The organism is Actinoplanes couchii, from assembly GCF_016862075.1.
In the GTDB taxonomy this organism is placed as follows: Bacteria; Actinomycetota; Actinomycetes; order Mycobacteriales; family Micromonosporaceae; genus Actinoplanes; species Actinoplanes couchii.
Genome location: NZ_BOMG01000106.1, coordinates 64,314 through 84,986 on the forward strand (window position 1 = coordinate 64,314; position 20,673 = coordinate 84,986).

General features: G+C 68.4%; 22 protein-coding genes. 14 read left to right on the forward strand and 8 right to left on the reverse strand.

All coding sequences use genetic code 11. The features are described from left to right. Nucleotides 1–38: 38 nt before the first annotated feature. Nucleotides 39–1,289 carry a group II intron reverse transcriptase/maturase gene (gene ltrA / locus Aco03nite_RS43450; protein ID WP_203807277.1) on the reverse strand — a complete coding sequence of 417 codons (1,251 nt, stop codon included), beginning with the start codon at nt 1,287–1,289 and terminating at the stop codon, nt 39–41. Nucleotides 1,290–2,399: 1,110 nt separating this feature from the next. Between ltrA and Aco03nite_RS43455 the strand changes: the two genes are divergently transcribed. Further along, entirely contained in the window at nt 2,400–2,555 is a 156-nt protein-coding gene (locus tag Aco03nite_RS43455) for a hypothetical protein (RefSeq protein WP_092549807.1), read from the forward strand. A gap of 137 nt (nt 2,556–2,692) precedes the next feature. Here the strand turns inward: Aco03nite_RS43455 and Aco03nite_RS43460 are convergent, their stop codons facing one another. Further along, nucleotides 2,693–2,920, reverse strand: coding sequence for a hypothetical protein (locus tag Aco03nite_RS43460; protein WP_203807279.1), 228 nt, complete (start codon nt 2,918–2,920; stop codon nt 2,693–2,695). 88 nt (nt 2,921–3,008) lie between these two features. Here Aco03nite_RS43460 and Aco03nite_RS43465 point away from each other — a divergent pair, with 88 nt between their 5' ends. The 9 genes from Aco03nite_RS43465 to Aco03nite_RS43505 all read left to right on the forward strand — a co-directional run bounded on the left by Aco03nite_RS43465 (nt 3,009) and on the right by Aco03nite_RS43505 (nt 10,205). Continuing rightward, a complete protein-coding gene (locus Aco03nite_RS43465; protein WP_203807281.1) occupies nt 3,009–3,605 on the forward strand; it encodes an SMI1/KNR4 family protein in 597 nt (198 codons plus the stop codon). Between the two features lie 51 nt (nt 3,606–3,656). Next, the gene (locus Aco03nite_RS43470; protein ID WP_203807283.1) at nt 3,657–4,031 is read left to right on the forward strand and encodes a MerR family transcriptional regulator; all 375 of its coding nucleotides are present in this window, start codon (nt 3,657–3,659) and stop codon (nt 4,029–4,031) included. 34 nt (nt 4,032–4,065) lie between these two features. Further along, complete coding sequence (locus Aco03nite_RS43475) at nt 4,066–4,914, forward strand: SDR family NAD(P)-dependent oxidoreductase (protein ID WP_203807285.1); 849 nt, start codon at nt 4,066–4,068, stop codon at nt 4,912–4,914. Between the two features lie 15 nt (nt 4,915–4,929). Further along, on the forward strand, nt 4,930–5,718 hold the full coding sequence (locus tag Aco03nite_RS43480) for a metallophosphoesterase (RefSeq protein WP_239145920.1): 789 nt from the start codon (nt 4,930–4,932) through the stop codon (nt 5,716–5,718). After that, nucleotides 5,715–5,954, forward strand: coding sequence for a hypothetical protein (locus Aco03nite_RS43485; RefSeq protein ID WP_203807287.1), 240 nt, complete (start codon nt 5,715–5,717; stop codon nt 5,952–5,954). The genes Aco03nite_RS43480 and Aco03nite_RS43485 overlap by 4 nt, the downstream gene beginning before the upstream one ends. A gap of 141 nt (nt 5,955–6,095) precedes the next feature. Beyond that, the gene (locus tag Aco03nite_RS43490) at nt 6,096–7,076 is read left to right on the forward strand and encodes an efflux RND transporter periplasmic adaptor subunit (protein WP_239145921.1); all 981 of its coding nucleotides are present in this window, start codon (nt 6,096–6,098) and stop codon (nt 7,074–7,076) included. Further along, on the forward strand, nt 7,073–7,762 hold the full coding sequence (locus Aco03nite_RS43495; RefSeq protein ID WP_203807289.1) for an ABC transporter ATP-binding protein: 690 nt from the start codon (nt 7,073–7,075) through the stop codon (nt 7,760–7,762). Before Aco03nite_RS43490 ends, Aco03nite_RS43495 begins: the two co-directional genes overlap by 4 nt. After that, nucleotides 7,762–9,057, forward strand: a complete 1,296-nt coding sequence (locus tag Aco03nite_RS43500; protein WP_239145922.1) for an ABC transporter permease — start codon at nt 7,762–7,764, stop codon at nt 9,055–9,057. Before Aco03nite_RS43495 ends, Aco03nite_RS43500 begins: the two co-directional genes overlap by 1 nt. Before the next feature lie 176 nt (nt 9,058–9,233). Beyond that, nucleotides 9,234–10,205, forward strand: coding sequence for an ABC transporter substrate-binding protein (locus tag Aco03nite_RS43505; protein WP_203807291.1), 972 nt, complete (start codon nt 9,234–9,236; stop codon nt 10,203–10,205). Nucleotides 10,206–10,229: 24 nt separating this feature from the next. Here the strand turns inward: Aco03nite_RS43505 and Aco03nite_RS43510 are convergent, their stop codons facing one another. The 3 genes from Aco03nite_RS43510 to Aco03nite_RS43520 all read right to left on the reverse strand — a co-directional run bounded on the left by Aco03nite_RS43510 (nt 10,230) and on the right by Aco03nite_RS43520 (nt 13,109). After that, complete coding sequence (locus Aco03nite_RS43510) at nt 10,230–10,985, reverse strand: pseudouridine synthase (RefSeq protein ID WP_203807293.1); 756 nt, start codon at nt 10,983–10,985, stop codon at nt 10,230–10,232. Continuing rightward, the gene (scpB, locus tag Aco03nite_RS43515) at nt 10,954–11,793 is read right to left on the reverse strand and encodes an SMC-Scp complex subunit ScpB (RefSeq protein ID WP_239145923.1); all 840 of its coding nucleotides are present in this window, start codon (nt 11,791–11,793) and stop codon (nt 10,954–10,956) included. Before scpB ends, Aco03nite_RS43510 begins: the two co-directional genes overlap by 32 nt. A gap of 335 nt (nt 11,794–12,128) precedes the next feature. After that, nucleotides 12,129–13,109 carry a segregation and condensation protein A gene (locus Aco03nite_RS43520; protein ID WP_203807297.1) on the reverse strand — a complete coding sequence of 327 codons (981 nt, stop codon included), beginning with the start codon at nt 13,107–13,109 and terminating at the stop codon, nt 12,129–12,131. A gap of 118 nt (nt 13,110–13,227) precedes the next feature. Between Aco03nite_RS43520 and Aco03nite_RS43525 the strand changes: the two genes are divergently transcribed. After that, nucleotides 13,228–13,752, forward strand: coding sequence for a GNAT family N-acetyltransferase (locus Aco03nite_RS43525; protein WP_203807299.1), 525 nt, complete (start codon nt 13,228–13,230; stop codon nt 13,750–13,752). A gap of 36 nt (nt 13,753–13,788) precedes the next feature. Here Aco03nite_RS43525 and Aco03nite_RS43530 read toward each other — a convergent pair whose 3' ends face one another. Beyond that, nucleotides 13,789–14,109 carry a hypothetical protein gene (locus tag Aco03nite_RS43530; RefSeq protein WP_203807301.1) on the reverse strand — a complete coding sequence of 107 codons (321 nt, stop codon included), beginning with the start codon at nt 14,107–14,109 and terminating at the stop codon, nt 13,789–13,791. Between the two features lie 209 nt (nt 14,110–14,318). On the opposite strand from Aco03nite_RS43530, the gene Aco03nite_RS43535 reads away from it, so the two are divergent. Further along, on the forward strand, nt 14,319–15,056 hold the full coding sequence (locus Aco03nite_RS43535; protein ID WP_203807303.1) for a class I SAM-dependent DNA methyltransferase: 738 nt from the start codon (nt 14,319–14,321) through the stop codon (nt 15,054–15,056). Here Aco03nite_RS43535 and glpK (Aco03nite_RS43540) read toward each other — a convergent pair. After that, a complete protein-coding gene (gene glpK / locus Aco03nite_RS43540; RefSeq protein ID WP_373872681.1) occupies nt 15,038–16,522 on the reverse strand; it encodes a glycerol kinase GlpK in 1,485 nt (494 codons plus the stop codon). The genes Aco03nite_RS43535 and glpK (Aco03nite_RS43540) overlap by 19 nt on opposite strands. 73 nt (nt 16,523–16,595) lie before the next feature. Further along, nucleotides 16,596–17,354, reverse strand: a complete 759-nt coding sequence (locus Aco03nite_RS43545; protein WP_203807307.1) for an IclR family transcriptional regulator — start codon at nt 17,352–17,354, stop codon at nt 16,596–16,598. 81 nt (nt 17,355–17,435) lie between these two features. Here Aco03nite_RS43545 and glpK (Aco03nite_RS43550) point away from each other — a divergent pair, with 81 nt between their 5' ends. Both glpK (Aco03nite_RS43550) and Aco03nite_RS43555 read left to right on the forward strand, forming a co-directional pair. After that, a complete protein-coding gene (glpK, locus tag Aco03nite_RS43550) occupies nt 17,436–18,914 on the forward strand; it encodes a glycerol kinase GlpK (RefSeq protein WP_203807309.1) in 1,479 nt (492 codons plus the stop codon). Nucleotides 18,915–18,941: 27 nt separating this feature from the next. Next, nucleotides 18,942–20,663: a glycerol-3-phosphate dehydrogenase/oxidase gene (locus tag Aco03nite_RS43555; RefSeq protein ID WP_203807311.1), complete on the forward strand. Its 1,722-nt coding sequence runs from the start codon at nt 18,942–18,944 to the stop codon at nt 20,661–20,663. Nucleotides 20,664–20,673 lie beyond the last annotated feature (10 nt).

Genomic DNA, 20,673 nt, shown 5'->3' on the forward strand with positions numbered 1-20,673 from the left:
TAAACCTCTCGGTTTATCCGGCTCGTGCCGTTCATTTATCAGGTCGTGTACCGCAGCGCCCAATGAGCGAACATCCTGGGTTTCCGCTCGCGGACTGCTTTCAGCCATGTCCGCGTCCGGTCTTCGCTGGGTTTGAGCCGCTTGTACTTCCACCGCGCCCAGCGCATCAGATGGCGGTCGGTGCGCTTGCCGATCGGGATGACCGCGCTCGGGTAGAACGCGGTGAAGTAGTTCAGCCAGCCCCGTAGAGCTGGATTGATCTCTCCGGCGAGGTCGGCCAGATTCTCGGTCGTGCGTCGATGAAGCCGCCAGGAGGCCACCTTGCGGCTCATGTCGGCCAGTTTCCCCGGGGCAACCGCAGGCAGGAATCCCGTGCGGGACCGCCTACGGATCTTGTCCCATGCTTTTCGGGGACGAAACGTATATCCGCAGAACGTGAACGTCACCCGGCCGTAGGACTGGCGCCGCCGGTCGTCCTTGCAGTACACGATCCGCGTCTTGTCGGGATGCAGTTGCAGCCCGATGTCAGCGAACCGGCGATCGATCGCCTGCCACACATGATGCGCCTGGCGTTCGGTCACGCAGTGGACCACCACATCATCTGCGAACCGCTCGAACCAGATGGCAGGGAACTCCCGGGCCATCCAGGTATCGAAGCCGTAGTGCAGGAAGATGTTGGCGATCAACGGGGAGATCGGGCCGCCTTGCGGTGTTCCCTTCGTCCGTCGGGCCAAGGTTCCATCGGGCTTCAGCATCGATGTTTGCAGCCAGCGCGTCACATACAGCATGACCCATGACTGGGACACGTGTCGCGCTATCGCCTTGAGCATCAAGTCCCACGGCACCGAGTCGAAGAACGCTTTGACATCCATATCGACGACCCAATCCCGCCGGAAACACCGCTCTCGACACATCCTTACCGCGTCGATCGGTGACCGGCCGGGACGATAACCATAAGAGTCGTCGTGGAAGACTTTCTCCACGTCCGGCTCCAATACCAGCACCGCCGCCGTTTGGGCCACACGATCAATCACGTTGGGGATTCCCAGGATCCTGACTCCGCCTTTCTTCGGGATCTCCACAGCCCGGACCGGCCCAGGGAAGTAGCTACCCGACGACATTCGATTCCACAGCCGATACAGGTTGTTACTCAGATTCTGCTCGAACTGCTCGATCGTCACGCCGTCGGCCCCGGCCGCTCCCCCGTTACCTTTCACTTTCAACCACGCATCCCAGATCAGATGCTTGGAGATATCATGCGACTTTCCTGACAAACTCGGCTGATTCACGCGGCTCCTCCCTTGCGGTTGACCACGTGCGCCAGCCTGAACGACCCCGCCCCTTGGCTCCCCGGCCCACTGCGATACGCAGGCGGTTCACAGCTACTACGGGCGAGTCCGCCAGCGGCCCCGCTTCGGTACTCTGCTCCTCGCGGTTTCCGCCGCTTGGAGTTCTTCCTCTCGCCGCCGGTCCCCCAGCGGACAGTATCGGGGTCCGCCTTCACACGTTCCATATGAGAGCCTGGACCGGGCTCATGCTGCCTATATGCCGGACACCGCCTGGGCAGTAAACGGATTTCCCCCAGACTTATCCCGAGACTCACATCCGGCCTCGGTTTTGATGTCATCTGACTGAGTTTCGACACGTCAACGACAGAGAACTCTCGTTCATCGCTCATCTTCCCGGTCCATACCTGACGCAGTCTCAGCCACGCCTTTTCCACGACGCTCAAGACGACGGTCTTCAGCCAACGCCCCTCGTGGTGGTTTGAAGCCTGCTTCCGCAAGCCGGCTTCGGAGGGCCAAACAACCTCCATCTCCCATACAGCACCACGATCAACGAGGACGCCATCCATACAGAATCTCCTCGCTTCCCGTGTTCGTGTTCGCAAGACGTGATCTCAGCAAGGAGAGGCGTCTGATTCGGCACGACACGGGCAAATGCCCGCGGACCGGACGGTGCTGGATATACACGAGCCCTGACCTGCTATTACCAGGCCTTACTGATCCTGATCTGGTTCCGCAAGGCCGAAGACACCGCTCTGCTCGGCGCCGGTTTCGGAGGTCCGCATGCCGCCGCTCCGGGTAGGGGCCGGCGCCCTCGGCCATCTGACCGAATCGGACCCGTGCCGAACCACCACGGACCGTCTCTCCCCCGATGCCGCGACATGATCCACGCCACCATCGACGAGTGCGCGTCCTGCCGGCCCTCGCACCGACCGGTCGCCGTTCAAGCGCTTGACCTGCTGAATCCCTTCGATCGCCGGCCTCCGAGCCGGGCGGGAGCGCCCGAGGGATCTGCCGCGAAGTGCTGAGGCCGCCATCGACCGGATTAGCTTTCCGACGTGTCGGGTACAGAGCGGTCGGCGGGAAAACCCGCCCTGAAATGGAGACAAAATCATGCTGGTTCTTGGTCTTATCCTTCTTCTGCTCGGCATCTTCCTGAAGGTGTCCATCCTCTACACGATCGGCATCGTTCTCCTGGTGATCGGTGCGGTGCTCTGGATCCTCGGCGCCGTCGGCCGCCCGGTCGGTGGTCGAAAAGTCTGGTTCTGAGTTCGCCGCCAGCTAACGCGACAAGGGCGTCCCACCATGGAGTGGGCGCCCTTTCGCGTTCCCCGGGCCTGGACCGGTCGACCCGGCGGATTCATGCCATCGGCGGGTGCGCCGGTGACGCGGGGAACCGGAATGACTCAGCGGCTTCGGTTGCGGGGGTGGTTGCGGGCTGTCCGCTCGTTGCCGTGCCGGTAGTTGCCGGTGACGCGGGCCACCAGCTCCTGCGGGTCGCCGGTTTCCACGTCGGTCAGGAAGCGGGTCGCGGCCGCGCCGCGTAGGACGCCGGCGGGGCGGTCGTGGTGCAGGAGCTCCACGTCCCCGTTCTTGCGGAGGCGGTAGGTGAATCCTTCAGGTTTACCGGGCATCCCCGCATCCTCGTCACGGACAGCGCCGCCGGCCACCGGTTTACCGGAGGAACGGCGTGACCTCGGGCGGCTACGGAATGCTGATCACATGAAGCGATCGGAGCTCGTCGGCGACTCCTGGACAAAGATCCTCGCCTGGTTCGCGCGGCATGCACCGGACCAGATCGACGGCTTTCGCGCCCCCGCCACCGAGCCGGACCTGCGCGCTGTCGAGGAGGCCATGGGTGTTCGGCTGCCGGCTGACCAGCGGGCGTGGTGGCGTCTGGCCGACGGGACCGACGAGGAACGGTTGATCGAACTCGTTCCGATGGCGTTCCGGCCGCTCTCCACCGGGCGGGCCCGGAAGTTCCACCGTGGGATTGTCGATCTCGCGCCGAAGGTGCCGGAACTGCCGGAGTGGATGGCGGAACCGGCCGGGTCGCCCACTTACGGAACATGGCTTCCGCAGTGGCTGCCGGTCGCTCGCGACTTCGGCGGCGATTTTCTCTTTCTCGATCTGCGCCGGGGGCCGCGTTTCGGATGTGTCGGCATACACCGGAATGACGATTGGCAGTACGACGGGCCGGACTGGCCGAACGTGGCGGCCATGTTGGCGGAGGTTGCCGGCGCGCTGACCGGCGGCACCGAGTTCGACCGGTGGCATGCCGGTGTCGAAGACGGCTGTCTGACCTGGCTGATGGATTGACGGCGCGGCCGCCGGAATACTCTGGGCGCGACAGGGGTGTGGGGAGGGCGGATGCGGATCGGGGATCTGGCGGCTCGGTCGGGGGTCAGTGTCCGGTCGTTGCGGTACTACGAGGAGCAGGGGCTGCTCTCCAGTGCGCGCAGTGCCGGCGGGCACCGGCACTATCCGGAGGAGAGTGTGGACCGGGTCGCCTATCTGCAGCGGCTCTACTCCGCGGGGCTCTCCAGCCAGGCGATCCTGGAGGTCCTGCCCTGCCTCGAATCGCCGGGGGACGAGTCCTCCGACGCGGCGTTCGCGCATCTCGTCACCGAGCGGGACAAGCTTGTCGACCACATCGCGGGGCTCACCCGTACCCTCGCGTCGCTCGAAGAATTGATCTTGATGAACCGGACAAGACGAGGCGAGAGGTCCGCCACAGAAGCTTGAATCTCACATCAATGTGAGATTTTAGCGTGACCCCATGACACCACGAACGATCATCATCACCGGCGCCAGCGACGGCATCGGGGCCGCCGCGGCCAGGCAACTCGCCGCCCGAGGGGAACGTGTCGTCGTCGTGGGGCGGTCGCCGGACAAGACCGCCGCGGTCGCCGCGGCCGCGAAAGCGCCCTACCACCTGGCCGACTACGGCAGCCTCGACCAGGTGCGGCGGCTGGCGGCCGAACTGCTGGACGCCTACCCCCGGATCGACGTGCTGGCCAACAACGCCGGGCAGAACTTCCGCAAGGGCGACACCGGTGACGGCTTCGACAAGTCGCTCCAGGTCAACCACCTGGCGCCGGTCCTGCTGACCACGCTGTTGATGGACCGGCTGGTCGATTCCGGCGCCTCGGTGATCCAGACGGCCAGCGAGGCGTCCCGGATCTTCGGGCGGCTCGACCTGGACGACCTGAACAACCGCCGGAAATGGAGTGCCGACAAGGCCTACGGCGACAGCAAGATCGCCAACATCCTTTTCACCAGCGAACTGCAGCGGCGGTACGGCCACCGAGGGCTGAACGCGGTCAGTTTCCATCCGGGTGAGATCGCCACCAACATGGGTCACGACACCAGCAGCCCGACCCGGCTCATCTACCGGACCACGATCGGGCGACGTCTCTTCCTGGACGACGTCGAGTCCGGCGGCCGTACCCTCGCCCGGTTCGTCCAGGGGGTTCCCGGTGTCGACTGGCAGCCCGGCCGGTACTACGTGAAGGACCGGCTACCGAAGAAGACCAATCCCCAGATCGGGGACATCGGGCTGGCCGAACGGCTGTGGGAGCGAACCCAGGAGGCGCTGAACGGTGGTTCCGATCGACGGAATCACTGATTAGAGTGCCCGATCGTGCCTGCTCTCTTCGCTGTCAGCGACATCCATGGTCACCGCGCCGAGTTCCATGACGTGCTGCGGGACACCGGGCTGATCGACGCCGCCGGGGACTGGTCGGGGGCGGACGCCCGGCTGTGGCTGCTCGGCGACTACTTCGACCGGGGCCCGGACGGGATCGGGGTGATCGACGACATCCGGCGGCTGACCGGGCAGGCGGCGGCCGCCGGGGGCGAGGTCGGTGCGCTGCTCGGCAATCACGAGGTGCAGCTGCTGGCGGCCAAGAGGTTCGGGGCGGCGACCATTCCGGGCTGGGAGTCACGGACCGACGGGTACTACGGGGCCTGGTTGGCGTACGGCGGACAAGATCGTGATCTGGAAGGTCTGACCGCCGACCACGTGGCCTGGCTGGGGTCGCTGCCCGCACTGGCCGTGGTCGACGATCACCTGCTGATGCACTGCGACAGCACCCGGTACCTGGACTTCGGCGACGACCTGGACGCGGTGAACGCGGTGGTGGCCGAGGAGATGACCGGCACCGATCCGGGCGAGTGGCTCTATTTCGTCAGCCGGCTCAGCGGCCGTGGCGAGTTGTCGTCGCCGGCCGCGGTCGACGCGCTGCTCGGCGCGTTCGGCGGATCCGTGATCGTGCACGGGCACAGCACGCTGATCAGCCAGTTCGGCTACACCCGGGAGACGGTCCGGGAGCCGCACCGGTACAGCGACGACCGGGTGCTGGCGATCGACGGCGGCGTTTTCGAGGGTGGTCGACTGCTCGTGGCGGAGCTGGGTACCGTGCGGGGATGATCTGTTCGTGTCCCGAGTGCGGGTCGGCCGGCATCCCGCTGATCTTCGGCTATCCGGTGGCGGAGGCCCAGGAGGCCGCCGCGCACGGGGAGCTGGCGCTCGGCGGCTGCATGATGCCCACCGAGCCACCGAACTGGCAGTGCCCGCACGGTCACCGCTGGCGGGACGCCGACGAGGCCCTGTGGGACGAGCAGTTGCTGACCGTGCTGGCCGCGCACGGTTACCCGGCGGACTGAGTTTCCCGCCCGTCCGGCCCACAGTTTTGGCACAGGTTCGCGATACACCCGTTGCGTCCATACGGTACCGTTTCGCCGCGCCGGTTCGCAGGCACCATCGTCGATGCCGGTTTGTCCGAGTTGACGCGGAACGGGGTACTTGTGAGAAGACGTGTGGGCGTGACGGCGCTGGCCGCGACCGTTGTCCTGAGTGGCTGTACGTCGGAGTCCGAGGCGGCGCAGACACCGGGCCTCGAGGCCAGGGGAACCGTGCTCACCACCGTGCAGCCGGCCCGCCAGGACCTGACGAACCAGATCAGCCTGGCCGGAAAGGTGACGATCAACCCGGTGTTCGGGCTGGCCGCCCCGGCCGCCGGCGAGATCCGGTACGTGGACCGCAAGCCGAGCACCACCCCGGTGGACCGGCGGACCTGGGTGGCGACGGTCTGGGTGAAGGGCTCGCCGCGCCGGGTGGAGATCCCGATCGGGTCGGTGATGGCCGGCCGTCTGATGGACGACCGGGCCCCGGTCTCCAAGGGCATGCCGGTGGTGTCGGCCAAGCACATCGGCTACGGCATCGTGGCGGACATCGACAGCGCCCAGGCGTACCGGATCTCCGGATCGGTCGAGTCGATCAAGGCGCAGATCAAGAACGGTCCCGGCCCGTTCGAGTGTGAGCCGGTGGGCACGATCGCCGCACTGCCGGCCGGGTCACTGCCCGCGCCGAAGCCGTCGGCCACCACCAATCCGGCACCCGGCTCGTCCGGAGCGCCGGCGCCGGAATCGGGCGAGGATCCGGGCGCGGCCACCGGCGGCGAGGGCTCCGAGCCGACCGGCCTGCAGGTGGTCTGTGTCGCCCCGGCGAAGACCCGGCTGATCAACGGCTCCGACGTGACCCTCGACGTGATCACCGGCCGGGCCGAGAACGCCCTGGTCCTGCCGGTCGAGGCGGTCGCCGGGCTGTCCGGCAAGGGCAAGGTCGACCTGGTGATCGGCGCGGACAAACAGCGCAAGACGATCGACGTGGAGCTCGGCATCTCGGACGGCAAGGTCGTCGAGATCAAGAAGGGCCTGGTCGGCAGCGAGACCATCGCGGTCCCGGGGCCGAACCTGCCGACGCCGGCGCCGGAGGTGACCGGGTGACGGCGCTGATCCAGCTCTCCGGCATCACCAAGATCCTCAAAGGACAGGAGCAGCCGCGTACGATCCTGGACGGCGTCAGCCTCGACGTGCACGCCGGGGAGAGCCTGGCCATCGTCGGCCGCTCCGGCTCCGGCAAGAGCACCCTGCTCAGCATCCTGGGCCTGTTCGACCGCCCGGACCAGGGCAGCTACCTGCTGGACGGCACCGACATCAGCCGGCTGCCGGAGCGCCGGGCGGCGAAACTGCGCAGCTCGCACTACGGGTTCGTGTTCCAGCGGTTCTTCCTGCTCAAGCACCTGACCGCGGCCCAGAACGTGGCGATGGCACTGGTCAACGGCCAGGGCTGGCTGCCCCGGCGGCAGCGTAGGGCGAAGGTGATGGCGGCCCTCGAGGAGGTCGGCATCGCGCATCTGGCGAAGAACCGCCCGTCCCGGATGTCCGGTGGTGAGCAGCAGCGGGTGGCGATCGCCCGGGCCCTGGTCCGGGAACCGAAGATCCTGCTGGCCGACGAGCCGACCGGCGCCCTGGACACCGAGACCGGCGCGCTGGTGATCGACGCGCTGCAATCGGTGACCGCCCGTGGTTGCTCGCTGATCCTGGTCACCCACGACCGGGACCACGCCGCCCGGATGGGCCGGGTCGTGCACCTGGAGGCCGGCGTGCTGACCGAGCAGGTGGCGGTCTGATGCGGCTGTCGGGACGGTTCCGGTCGGCGCTGATCATCGGGTTGCAGGGGATCCGGTCCCGGAAGACCCGCACCCTGCTCTCGATGGTGAGCCTCTTCCTCGGCGTACTCGCGGTGGTGGTGGTGCAGGCCGGCGCGAGCATCGCCGAGCGGGCCGTGCTCGCCGACCTGGAGCTGTACGAGGGCCTGGACGGCACCACCGTGATGGAGATGGGCGGCAGCTCCCCGAAGATCGGGACCACCGTGGTGGACACGGTCGCCGGGCGGGACGACGCGGTGGCCATGACCGGCATGTCGGCGATCATCGGCGAGCCCGGGGTCCGGCCGGTGAACGAGGGCGCCTCCCCGTTCGACGGGAACAGCATGTACGGCGGCGGCCCGCCGATGAACTGCGACAACACCGGCTGTTACGAGATCCCGGCGTCCGAGCTGGCTCCGCAGGGGCAGGCGATCGAGGTCCGGCTGACCGCGCTCACCGGTGACGTCCGCAAGTTCCGGCCGTACCGCCCGCAGTCCGGCGAGTGGCTGGACTTCTCCTCGATGCCGTCGCTGGCGCCGAAACTGGTGCTGAACCGGGAGGCGGCGAAGGGCTTCGAGCAGTACCGGGTGCCGGCCGAGATGCGGATCCCCGGTTCCACGGCGAACCTGACACCGCAGATCGTCGGGGTGGTCGACGACGCCGACCCGCAACCGCGTGCGTACGTGCGGATGGACGAGCTGACCCACTGGGTGCCGGTCAGCAAGCTCGTCGACCCGAACTACACCGAGGTACGGGTCCTGATGGTCACGCCGACCCCGGTCGAGCAGGTGCTGACGTCGAAGCTCAAGGCGATCGGCGTCGAGCCGTACGTCAACGTGGTCAACTCCCGGGAGGACCAGCAGGAGCAGCTGGCCCTGATGCGGATGATCTTCCTGGCGATGGCCGGCCTGGTCCTGCTGATCGGTGTGGCCGGCATCCTGAACGTGGGTCTGGCCACGGTCGGCGAGCGGGTCGAGGAGTTCGCGCTGCGCCGGGCGGTCGGCACCCCGCGGGCGCTGCTGGCCGGCATCGTGCTGGCCGAGACGCTGATCACCGGGATGCTCACCGCGGCGCTGGCGATCGCGGCCAGCGCGGGCGCCTTGAAGGTGATCGTCGTGGTGGCCGGCAGTTCGACCCCGTTCCTGCAGGGTGTGGTGTTCCCCTGGGACGCCGGGGTGGCCGGGGTGATCGCCGGCCTGATCGCCGGTGTGCTGGGTGGTCTGATCCCGGCGATCCGGGCGGCCGGGATTCCGATCGCCACCGTCATGCGCGCCTGATATTTCCCGACATTCCCCCGGGTATCACCGATGCCCGGGGGAAATGGCGAGAAATGCCGCCGACGGAAGTCCGACAATTCATTTAGCGGGGTGGATCCCTGCCAATCGCATTGCTACCCTCACCCCCGTTCCGAGAATTGATCGTGATCATTTTCGTCGACGGGGGTCGACTTGTGATGAACAGACGTTCCCTGGTGACGTCGGCGCTGGCTCTCACCCTGGCCGGGTGCGGCCGGGAAACCGGCTCCGCCCAGCTCAGACCACCCAGCGGCCCGATCGTGCTCGGCTTCTCCCAGGTCGGCTCGGAGAGCGGCTGGCGGCTGGCGAACACCGCCTCGATCAAGAAGGCCGCCGAACGCAACCGCGTCGAACTGCTCTTCAAGAACGCCGAGGGCGACCAGAAACGGCAGCTCGCCGACATCCGCTCGTTCATCCGGGCCGACGTCACCGCGATCGCGTTCTCCCCGGTGGTGGAGACCGGCTACGACGAGGTGCTGCGCGAGGCCCGCGCCGCGAAGATCCCGGTGATCCTCACCGACCGGCTGATCGAGACCGCCGACACCTCGCTCTACGTCAGCTCGATCGGCGCCGAGTTCGCCGCCGAGGGCAACCTGGCCGCGATCTACCTGGAGAACGACTACAACGACACCGAAGAACAGGTGCACGTGGTGGAGATCCTCGGCAGCACCGGCGCCACCCCGACCAAACTGCGCGCCGAGGGCTTCGCGACCACCGCGAGCCGCAGCGGCAAACTCAGGATCGTCGCGGCCGAGACCGGGAACTGGACCGTCGACGGCGGCGAGACCGCGATGCGCAGACTGATCCGCAAGGTGAAACGGATCGACGCGGTGTTCGCCCAGAACGACGACATGGGCCTCGGCGCGGTGAAAGCCCTGGAAGCGGCCGGGAAGAAACCCGGCACCGACGTCCGCCTGGTCACCGTCGACGCCACCAAGAAAGGGCTGGAGAGCCTGGTCGCCGGCAAACTCAACTACGTCGTCGAGTGCAGTCCGCTGATCGGCGAACAGTTGATGGGTGTCGTCGTCGCGATCCATCTCGGCGGGCGGATCGACAAACGCATCTCACCGGAACAGAACGTCTTCGACGCCGTTTCCGCGAAAGACGTGCTGGGCGACCGTCAATACTGAAACAGGCGGCCGCCCATTACCTTGTCAGTCCCCGACAGCCTTGAAAAGGGCTGCCACCTCGGCGGCGGAAAGGTGCCGGAAACCGCCCGGCCGCAGATCGCCGAGACGGATCGGGCCCACCGAGGTACGGATCAGGCGGGTGACCGGGTGGCCGACCGCGTCCATCATCCGGCGCACGATGTGCTTACGGCCCTCGTGGAGCACGATCTCCACCTGGGCCGTCTTGCCGATCGCGTCGACCAGGCGGAACGAGTCCACCTTCGCCGGGCCGTCCTCCAGCTCGACACCCTTCTGCAGGGCGCGGCCGACGGTACGCGGCAACGGGCCGACCACCTCGGCCAGGTACGTCTTGTTGATCTCGTACGACGGGTGCATCAGCTTGTGTGCCAGACCACCGTCGTTGGTGAACAGCAGCAGGCCCTCGGACTCGGCGTCCAGCCGGCCCACGTGGAACAGCCGCTGCTCGAAGTTGGCGCCGAGGAAGTCGGCCAGCTCGGTGCGGCCCTTCTCGTCGTCGAGGCTGGAGACCACACCGCGCGGCTTGTTCAGCGCCACGTAGACGAGCTTGGTGTTGGTGATCACCCGCTGCCCGTCGACGTGGATCTCCGCGGTGGCGGGGTCGACCTTGTCGCCGAGCCTGGCGACCCGGCCGTTGACGGTGACACGCCGCCGGAAGATCAGGTCTTCGCAGGCGCGGCGGGATCCGACACCGGCAAGGGCCAGGACTTTCTGAAGGCGTTCGGCGGTGTCAGCCTGAGGCATCGAGCACTTCTTCCACATCGTCGGGCAGGAACGGAGCGAGCGGCGGCAGCTGATCGACCGAGTTGAGGCCCAGCTTCTCGAGGAACAACGGCGTCGTCCGGTACAGGTATGCCCCGGTTTCCGGTTCGGTACCGCATTCCTCGATGAGGCCGCGAGTGACCAGCGTACGCATGACCCCGTCACAGTTCACACCGCGGATGGCGGAGATACGCGAACGCGTCACCGGCTGCTTGTAAGCGACCACGGCGAGTGTCTCCAGGGCGGCCTGGGTCAGCCGCACCGACTGGCCGTCCAGGACGAACCGTTCGACGTACGCCGCGTACTCCGGCCTGGTGTAGAGCCGCCACCCGCCGGCCACCCGGCGCAGGTCGATGCCGTGGCCGGCCGCGGTGTACCGCGCCGAGATGTCCTCCAGGGTCCGGGCGATCCGCTCCACCGGCTGCTCCAGAACCTGCGCCAGCTGCAGCTCACCGACCGGTTCGTCGACCACCAGCATGATCGATTCGAGCGCGGCGGCGAGGTCGGCATCATCGATCAACACCGCTTCTTCGGTACGGACGACGCTCTGCACCGCGGCGGCAGCGCTCTCCCGGGGCCGCCGAGGCTGAACCGGAACCGCCGCCGCAACCACCTCCACCACAGGCGCTTCCACCACAGCCCCAGCCTCGGGTTCAGCCTTGGGTTCGGGCTCTGCCGCAACTGGTTCGGGCTCAGGTTCTACCGCAACTGGTTCGGGCTCGGGTTCGGGCTCGGCGGCGGCAACCTCTGCTTCCAGTTCGGCCTCGCCCGCCCCCTTCTTGCCGGACATTTCCGAAATGTCGGTCAAGGAAGAAGCTGTCGGCTCCGGAATCTCGTCCGGCTCTGGATCCTCGTCCGGGTCCGGATCCCACGTCAGGGTCGAACCCCAGCTCAGCGTTGAACCCCGGGTCGGTGTCGAATCCCGGGTCGGTGACGAGCCATGGTCCGGCTGCGAATCTTCGTCCGGATCGCCGGCCTTCTCCGCCGGGGCGGTGGCCTCGGGCTCGGGGGTGTCGGGAGCCTCGGGTGGGGTCGGGTCGTCGACCGAGGACGGGTATTCCGGGTCCGGGTCTCGGCGGCGTTCCCACGGGGGAACCCAGGCCGCCGCCTGTGCGGCCAGGCTCTCCGGGCGCTCCTCGGTGCTCACTGTCTCTCCTCCACGGCTGTCGGCCCGGTCGCCGGAGCCTCCTCGTCAAGATCGGTATCGGGCGCGCCCGAGTCAAGGCCCACCGGTGCAGGTTCGTCCGAACCGGTGGTCTCCTCGACCGGTTTGCTGCCCTCGTAGTCGTCGATGTCGAGTTCGACGTCGGCCGCGTCGGCACCGCCGATCCAACGGACGACCAGTTCGTCGAGCGACACCGGCTGTTCGAAGTCGATCAGCCCTTCCCGGTACAGCTCCAGCAGCGCCAGGAACCGGGCCACCACCTCGAGGGTGTTCTCACAGTCCGCGACGAGCAGGCTGAACGTGGCGGTGCCGGCCCGCCGCAGCCGGTCCCGCAGCAGCCCGGCGTGCTCCCGGACACTGACCCGCACCTGGTGGATGTGCGCGATGGAGACCTGCGGCGGCCCCGGTTTGGGCAGGAACGACCGGAGCGCCAGTTTCAGCATCCGCGCCGGCCCGACACCCAGGACCAATTCGGGGAGGGCTTCGGCGTACCGAGGCTCCAGAGAGACCTGTCGCGGCCAGCGACGCGCCCCGACCGCCTCGAGTTCGGCGATGTGCGCGGCGGCCTCCTTGAAGGCCTTGTACTGCAGGAGCCGGGTGAACAGCAGGTCGCGCGCCTCCAGCAGGGCGAGGTCCTCCTCGTCCTCGACCTCGGCGGCGGGCAGCAGCCGGGCCGCCTTGAGGTCCAGCAGAGTGGCCGCGACCAGCAGGAACTCACTGGTCTCGCCGAGGTCCCAGTCGTCGCCCATGGCCCGGATGTAGGCGATGAAGTCGTCGGTGACCTGGTGCAGCGCGATCTCGGTCACGTCCAGCTTGTGCTTGCCGATCAGCTGCAGCAACAGGTCGAACGGTCCGGTGAAGTTGTCCAGCCGGACGGTGAAGCCGGAGGCGGCGTCGGCGTCCGTGGCTTCGGGGGGTGGCTGGTCGGGCTCGTCAAGCACGTGCCGACCGTAGACCATGTCGTTGACTAGTTGATCCTGGCGCACGCTTCTTCAACGTCATCGGCGGTGCCGGGTTGCTCCGCTACCGTGTTACCGGCCGGTTACGTTTCCCCGCAATCCCGGTTACGCTGCGGCGATGCGGTCACTGATCTCACCCCGGCTGCTTCTGCGCGAGTGGGAGGAGAAGGATGTCGACTTCCTCCTGGACATGTACTCGCGCTGGGAGGTGGCCCGCTACCTCGGCTCGTCACCACGGGTGCTGGACGGCCGGGACGACGCGGTCGCCACACTCACCCGCTGGCGGGACCGGCAGGACGACGTGCACACCATCTGGGCGATCCAGGACCGGGCGACCGGCCATCTGCTCGGCACGGCGCTGCTGGTGCCACTGTTGGCGTCCGGGGAGAAACTGACGCCCACCGACGAGACCGAGATCGGCTGGCACCTGCACCCCAACGCGTGGGGCAAGGGTTACGCCACCGAGGCGGCGAACGCGGTGATGGCGTACGCGGCGAGGTCCGGCATCGACCCGGTGCTGGCGGTGACCTGGCCGGAGAACGAGGCGTCACAGGCGGTGTGCCGGCGTCTCGGCATGCGCCATGCCGGACAGACGGACCGCTTCTACAACATGACGTGCGAGCTGTTCACCACCGAGAAGTGACCGGCCGCCGGGCCCGGCACCCGGCGGCCCGCTGTCTCACTTCTTCTTGGCGACCTTCTTGGCCGGCTTCTCGACCTTGACGGCCTTGACGGCGGCGGGCTTCTCGACCTTGACGGGCTTCACGGCGGCCGGCTTCTCGACCTTGACGGGCTTCACAGCCTTGGCGGCCTTGGCCGGCTTCTCCGCCTTGGCGGGCTTCACGGCCTTGACGGGCTTCGCCGGCTTGTCGGCCTTCTTCGCCTTCGGGGCCTCGACCACGACGGCGGCCTTCTTGGCCTTCTTCTCCTTGATCGGAGCCTCTACGGCCTTCACGGCCTTCTTCGCCTTGGCCTTGACGGCTTCCGTGGTCTTCGCCATGTCAGCCTCCCTTCGTCGTGATCCCGCGCAACCGAACGGATGCACCTGGTCACGGCGACTGTAGACGCTCCCACAAAATCTGGCATTCATGTGACCGAAGTGAGACGTTCACCATGACGTTCTCCGGCGGATGCCGCACAGTGCTCCACCATTGCGGACATCCCTAGTCAAAGGTTCTGTCCATGGTGGATCAAGGGTAGCGTTACGGCATGGCGCTTCTGGACGATCCCGGACTGTTCGGCCGGCAGTGGGCGGCGAGATACGACGATCCCGGCAACCCCGATCCCGGCCCCGCCGTGGAGTTCCTGGCCGCCCTCGCCGACGGTGGCCCGGTGCTGGAGCTGGCGATCGGCACCGGGAGGGTGGCCCTGCCGCTGGCCGCCCGAGGCATCCCGGTCGAGGGGGTGGAGGCCTCAGCCGAAATGGTGGACGTGTTGCGCGCCAAACCGGGCGGGGCGGATCTTCCGGTGGTGATCGCCGACATGGCCGACGTGCCGGCCGGCGGCACCTATCCCCTCGTCTACCTGGTCTTCAACACCCTGTTCAACCTGACCACGCCGGGCCGGCAGGAGGACTGCCTGCGCAATGTGGCCCGGGTGCTGCCTCCGGGCGGGCGGTTCGTGGTCGAGGCTTTCGTGCCCGACGGCGCGAAGTTCGATCAGGAGGAGCGGGAGGTCCAAGTGCGCGACGTGACCGAGGAGTCGGTCACGGTCCGGATGCACAGGTACGACCGGGCCGCGCAGACCTTCGTCCGGCAGACGATCACGTTCACCGACGGCGGGGTGAAGCTGGAGCCGTTCGGCATGCGGTACCAGTGGCCGGAGCAGATCGACACGATGGCCGCGGCGGCCGGGCTCGTCCTGGAGGACAGGTTCGCGACCTGGCAACGTGATCCGTTCACGTCGGACAGCACCGATCACATCTCGGTCTACCGCAAACCATCCTGATCCCCGCGGCTGAAGAAGACGGCGCACTCGACGGCCCGTCGCCAGTTGGCGTATTCGTGTTCCCGGCGGCCGGCGTCCAGAGCCGGACGCCAACTACCCGCGCGGTGCCGGTTCGCGCGCAGGTCGCGTAGGTCCGACCAGTAACCGACCGCGAGCCCGGCCGCGTATGCCGCGCCCAGTGACACCGTCTCGGCGACCATCGGACGGACCACCGGGACCTGGAGGAAGTCGGCGACTATCTGCATCAGCAGGTTGTCGGCTGTCATTCCACCGTCGACGTTCAGGGCGGTCAGCGCCAGGCCGGAGTCGGCGTTCATGGCGTCGACGACGTCCCTGGTCTGCCAGCCGGTCGCTTCCAGGACGGCACGAGCCAGATGACCCTTGGTGATGTACGAGGTGAGCCCGACGATCACCCCACGCGCCTCGCTGTGCCAGTAGGGCGCGAAGAGCCCGGAGAAGGCGGGCACGATGTAACAACCGCCGTTGTCGGTCACCGTACCGGCCAGGGTTTCGATCTCGGAGGCCGTGCCGATCAGGCCCAGGCCGTCGCGCACCCACTGCACCAGCGAACCGGCGATCGCGATCGAACCCTCCAGCGCGAACACCGGCTTCTCGTCGCCGATCCGGTAACCGACAGTGGTGATCAGCCCGTGCCGGGAGCGGACCGGCGTGGTGCCGGTGTTCAACAGCAGGAAACCGCCGGTGCCGTACGTGCACTTGGCCTCGCCCGGCTCGAAACACGTCTGCCCGAACAGGGCCGCCGACTGGTCCCCGATGGCGGCGGCGATCGGCACGCCGGGCAGCACCGCGTCGGCTGTCCCGTACACCTCGGACGACGACCGGATCTCCGGCAGCATGGCCCGCGGGATCCCGAAGATCGCCAGGAGCTCGTCGTCCCAGTCCAGGGACGAGAGATCCATCAGCATCGTACGGCTGGCATTGGTCACGTCGGTGATGTGCAGGCCACCGGTCATGTTCCAGATCAGCCAGCTGTCCATGGTGCCGAACAGCACCTCACCGCGTTCCGCGCGCTCCTTCAAGAGGGGCGTGTGCTCCAGCAGCCACTGGATCTTGGTGGCCGAGAAGTAGGTGGCCGGAGGCAGCCCGGTCCGGTCCTGCACGAACGAGGCGTCCAGGTGTGACACGTCGGTGCGGGTGTCCTGCCAGACGATCGCCGGGGCCACCGGAACACCCGTCGCCCGGTCCCACAGCACCGTGGTCTCGCGCTGGTTGGCGATCCCGATCGCCGCCACCTCGGACGCCCCGATGCCCGCCTCGCGCAGCGCCCTGCGGATCAGTTTCTGCAGGTCCCGCCAGATCCGGGCGGCGTCGTGCTCGACCCAGCCGGGCCGTGGATAGGACTGCGGATGCTCGGCCCGCACCACCGAGACGACCGTCGCGCGCCGATCGAACAGGATGCACCGGGTCGACGTCGTCCCCTGATCGATCGCCAGCACGTAACTCACGACGTCACCTCCGCTGCGCTCCGGCGACGCCATGAGTCATGACCTGAGCCCGATGATTCGCTCGCCGGCTCGCTCACGACTGCACCTCGCGGGAGATCGACCGGGCCGCCGCCACGACCTGGTCCACCAGTTGCGGGCGGGGGTGGCGCCGGGTGTCGGTGACCCGTTCCACCGGGCCGGCGATGCCGATCGCGCCGACGACCAGCCCGCCGGAGGTGCGCACCGGAGCGGCCACCGCGGCAAGGCCCGGCCGCCACTCCTCCACGGACAGGCCCCAGCCGCGGGCGCGGGTCACGGCGAGGTCGTCGCGCAGGACGTCGCGGCTGGTCACGGTTCTTCTGGTGTACGCGTCCAGCCCGGCCGCCGTGACCGCGGCGGCAGCGGTCGCGTGGTACGCGAGGAGCACCTTGCCGAGGGCCGTGGCGTGCGCTGGTAGACGTACGCCGATCCCCAGATTCTGCAGTGAATCGTCGGGACGGAACACGTGGTGGACGACGAGCACCTGTCCGTCGCGCAGCACACCCAGCCGGGCCTCCTCGCCACTGCGGGCGGCCAGGGCGTCCGCCCAGTTCAGGGCCCGGCCGCGCAGCTCGTTGTCGTCGATGCCGGACGACGCCAGGTCGAGCAGCCCACGGCCGAGGCGGTAACGGGCGGTCCGCGGGTCCTGTTCGACGAACCCGACGTGCTCCAGGGTGCGCAGAATGCCGTGCGCGGTGGATTTCGGCCAGCCGAGGGCGTCCGCGATCTCCTTGACCCGCAGCCGGTCCTCCCCCGCCGCGAGCAGGCGTAACACCGCCGAGGACCGCTCGATGGACTGGATCAGGCCGGGCACGTGCGACATTGTCGCACGCACCGCGTTGCCGCACGCCCGAACCGTTCCTAACGTCGCGCTCGTCGAGGACGGGAGGCACTTGTGGCGCACTACATCGGAGCGCTCGATCAGGGCACCACCAGCACGCGGTTCATGATCTTCGACCGGGCGGGGCACGAGATCGGCCGGCACCAGCTGGAACACCAGCAGATCCAGCCGCGGCCCGGCTGGGTCGAGCACGATCCCGCGGAGATCTGGGAGAACACTCTCAAGACCATCGCGGTGGCACTCGCCGACACCGGCCTGGCGCCGGAGGACCTGGCCGCGATCGGGATCACCAACCAGCGGGAGACCGCGGTGCTGTGGGACCGGGCGACCGGTGAGCCGGTGGCGCCCGCGATCGTCTGGCAGGACACCCGCACCGACTACCTGGTGGCGCGGCTGGACGCCTCGTTCGTGCAGGACCGCACCGGGTTGCCGCCGGCCACCTACTTCTCCGCCACCAAGATCCAGTGGCTGCTGGAGGAGATCCCCGGTTTGCGGGCGCGGGCGGAGAACGGCGAGGTGCTGTTCGGCACCGTCGACTCGTGGCTGATCTGGAACCTCACCGGCGGCCGGCACCTGACCGACGTGACCAACGCCAGCCGCACCATGCTGATGAGCCTCGACACCCTCGACTGGGACGACGAGCTGCTCGCCCTGTTCGGGATCCCGCGCGCGATGCTGCCGGAGATCCGCTCGTCCGGGGAGATCTACGGCACCGCCGACGCCGCCCTGCCCGGCGTGCCGATCGCCGCCACCCTCGGTGACCAGCAGGCCGCCCTGTTCGGGCAGACCTGTTTCGAACCCGGCGAGGCCAAGTGCACGTACGGCACCGGCGGCTTCCTGCTGATGAACACCGGCACCACCCCGGTCCGGTCCAGCCACGGCCTGATCACCACGGTCGGCTACCGCTTCGGCGACGAGAAACCGGTGTTCGCGCTGGAGGGCTCGATCGCCGCGTGCGGCTCCGCCATCCAGTGGCTGCGCGACCAGGTCGGCCTGTTCGACACCTCGGAGGAGAGCGAGAGCCTCGCCGAGACCGTCGACGACAGCGACGGCGTCTGCTTCGTCCCGGCGTTCTCCGGCCTGTACGCGCCGTACTGGCGCCCCGACGCGCGCGGCGCCATCGTCGGCCTGTCCCGCTTCCACACCGCCGCCCACATCACCCGGGCCGCGCTGGAGGCGATCAGCTACCAGACCCGCGACGTGGTCGAGGCGATGGCCCAGGACACCGGCACCTCGCTGGACTGCCTCCAGGTCGACGGCGGCGTCACCGCGAACGCGCTCTGCATGCAACTCCAGTCCGACATCCTCGGCGTCCCGGTCAGCCGGCCGGTCGTCGCCGAGACCACCGCGCTCGGGGCCGCGTACGCCGCCGGGTTGTCCATCGGGTTCTGGAAGTCCCTCGACGAACTGCGCGCCAACCGGCACGAGGACCGGCGCTGGCAGCCGTCCTGGACCGCGGAACGCCGCACCGAAGGCATCACCCGCTGGCGGGCGGCCATCGACCGCACCCTCGACTGGGTCAGCGTCAGCTGACCGGGCTCTGGAAAAGAGGAACGTGACATGAAGACCGGAGTGATCTCACCCCAGGCCCGCGAGAAGGCCCTCGCGGCCCTGTCGTCCGGCGAGGAGCTGGACGTCCTGATCGTCGGCGCGGGCGTGGTCGGGGCCGGCTCGGCCCTGGACGCCGCCACCCGCGGCCTCTCCGTCGGCCTCGTCGAGGCCCGTGACTTCGCCAGCGGCACCTCCAGCCGATCCAGCAAACTCATCCACGGCGGCCTGCGCTACCTGGAGATGCTCGACTTCAGCCTGGTCCGGGAGGCGCTGCGCGAGCGTGGCCTGCTGATCCAGAAACTGGCCCCGCACCTGGTCCGGCCGGTGCCGTTCCTCTACCCGCTGCAGAAGCGGGCCTGGGAACGGCTCTACATGGGCGCCGGCCTGGCCCTCTACGACATCCTCGCGCTGTCCGGGAACGGGGCCGGGGTGCCGATGCACCGGCACCTCAGCCGGGTCGAGGCGCTCAAGGCGTTCCCGTCGCTGCGCCCGGAGACCCTGGTCGGCGCGATCCGCTACTACGACGCCCAGGTCGACGACGCCCGGCACACCATGTTCCTGGTCCGGACCGCGATGGCGCACGGCGCGCACGTCGCCTCCCGCACCGAGGTGATCGGGTTCCTGCGCGACGGCCGCCGGGTCGTCGGCGTCCGCGCCCGCGACCTGGCCACCGGCGCCGAGTTCGAGATCAAGGCCCGCACGGTGATCAACGCGACCGGGGTGTGGACCGGCGACAGCCAGGCCATGCTGGCCGGCGAGCGCGGCGAGTTCACCGTCACCGCGAGCAAGGGGATCCACCTGGTGGTCCCGCGCGACCGGATCGCCGGCCACACCGGCATGATTCTGCGTACGTCCACCAGCGTGCTGTTCGTCATCCCGTGGGACGACCACTGGATCATCGGCACCACCGACACCAAGTGGGACCTCGACAAGGCCGACCCGGCCGCCTCCGGCAAGGACGTCGACTACCTGCTGGACGAGGTCAACAAGGCTCTCGCCACCCCGCTGACCAGGGACGACGTGCAAGGTGTGTACGCCGGACTGCGCCCGCTGCTGTCCGCGCAGGCCGCCAGCACGGCCAAACTGTCCCGCGAGCACGCGGTCGGCAACCCGGTCCCCGGCATGATCGTGGTCGCCGGCGGCAAGTACACCACCTACCGGGTGATGGCGAAGGACGCCGTCGACGCCGCCGCCCGCGACATGTCCACCCGGGTCCAGCCGTCCTGCACCGACCAGATCCCGCTGCTCGGCGCCGACGGCTACCGGGCCGCCTGGAACCGGCGCACCGCCCTGGCCCGCTCCGCCGGCCTGCCGGTGTCCCGGATCGAGCACCTGCTGCGCCGCTACGGCACCCTGATCGACGAGGTGCTGGGCCTGATCGAGGCCGACCCGTCACTGGGCGAGCCCCTGGAGGGCGCTCCCGGCCACCTGAAGGCCGAGATCGTGTACGCGGTGACCCACGAGGGCGCCCGCCACCTGGACGACGTCCTGACCCGCCGCACCAGGGTCGCCTTCGAGACCCCCGACCGCGGCGTGACGGCGGCCCACGCGGCCGCGTCACTGATCGCCCCGGCCCTGGGCTGGTCCCCGGCCGACGCGAAACGCGAGGCGGCGGCCTACGAGTCCCACGTGATCGCCGAACTGTCCGCCCAGACCCAGCCCGACGACACCACCGCCGACGCCACCCTCCGCGGCGTACCAACCCAGGCCTCCCTGGCCTCCGCCTCCTGACCCCGATCCG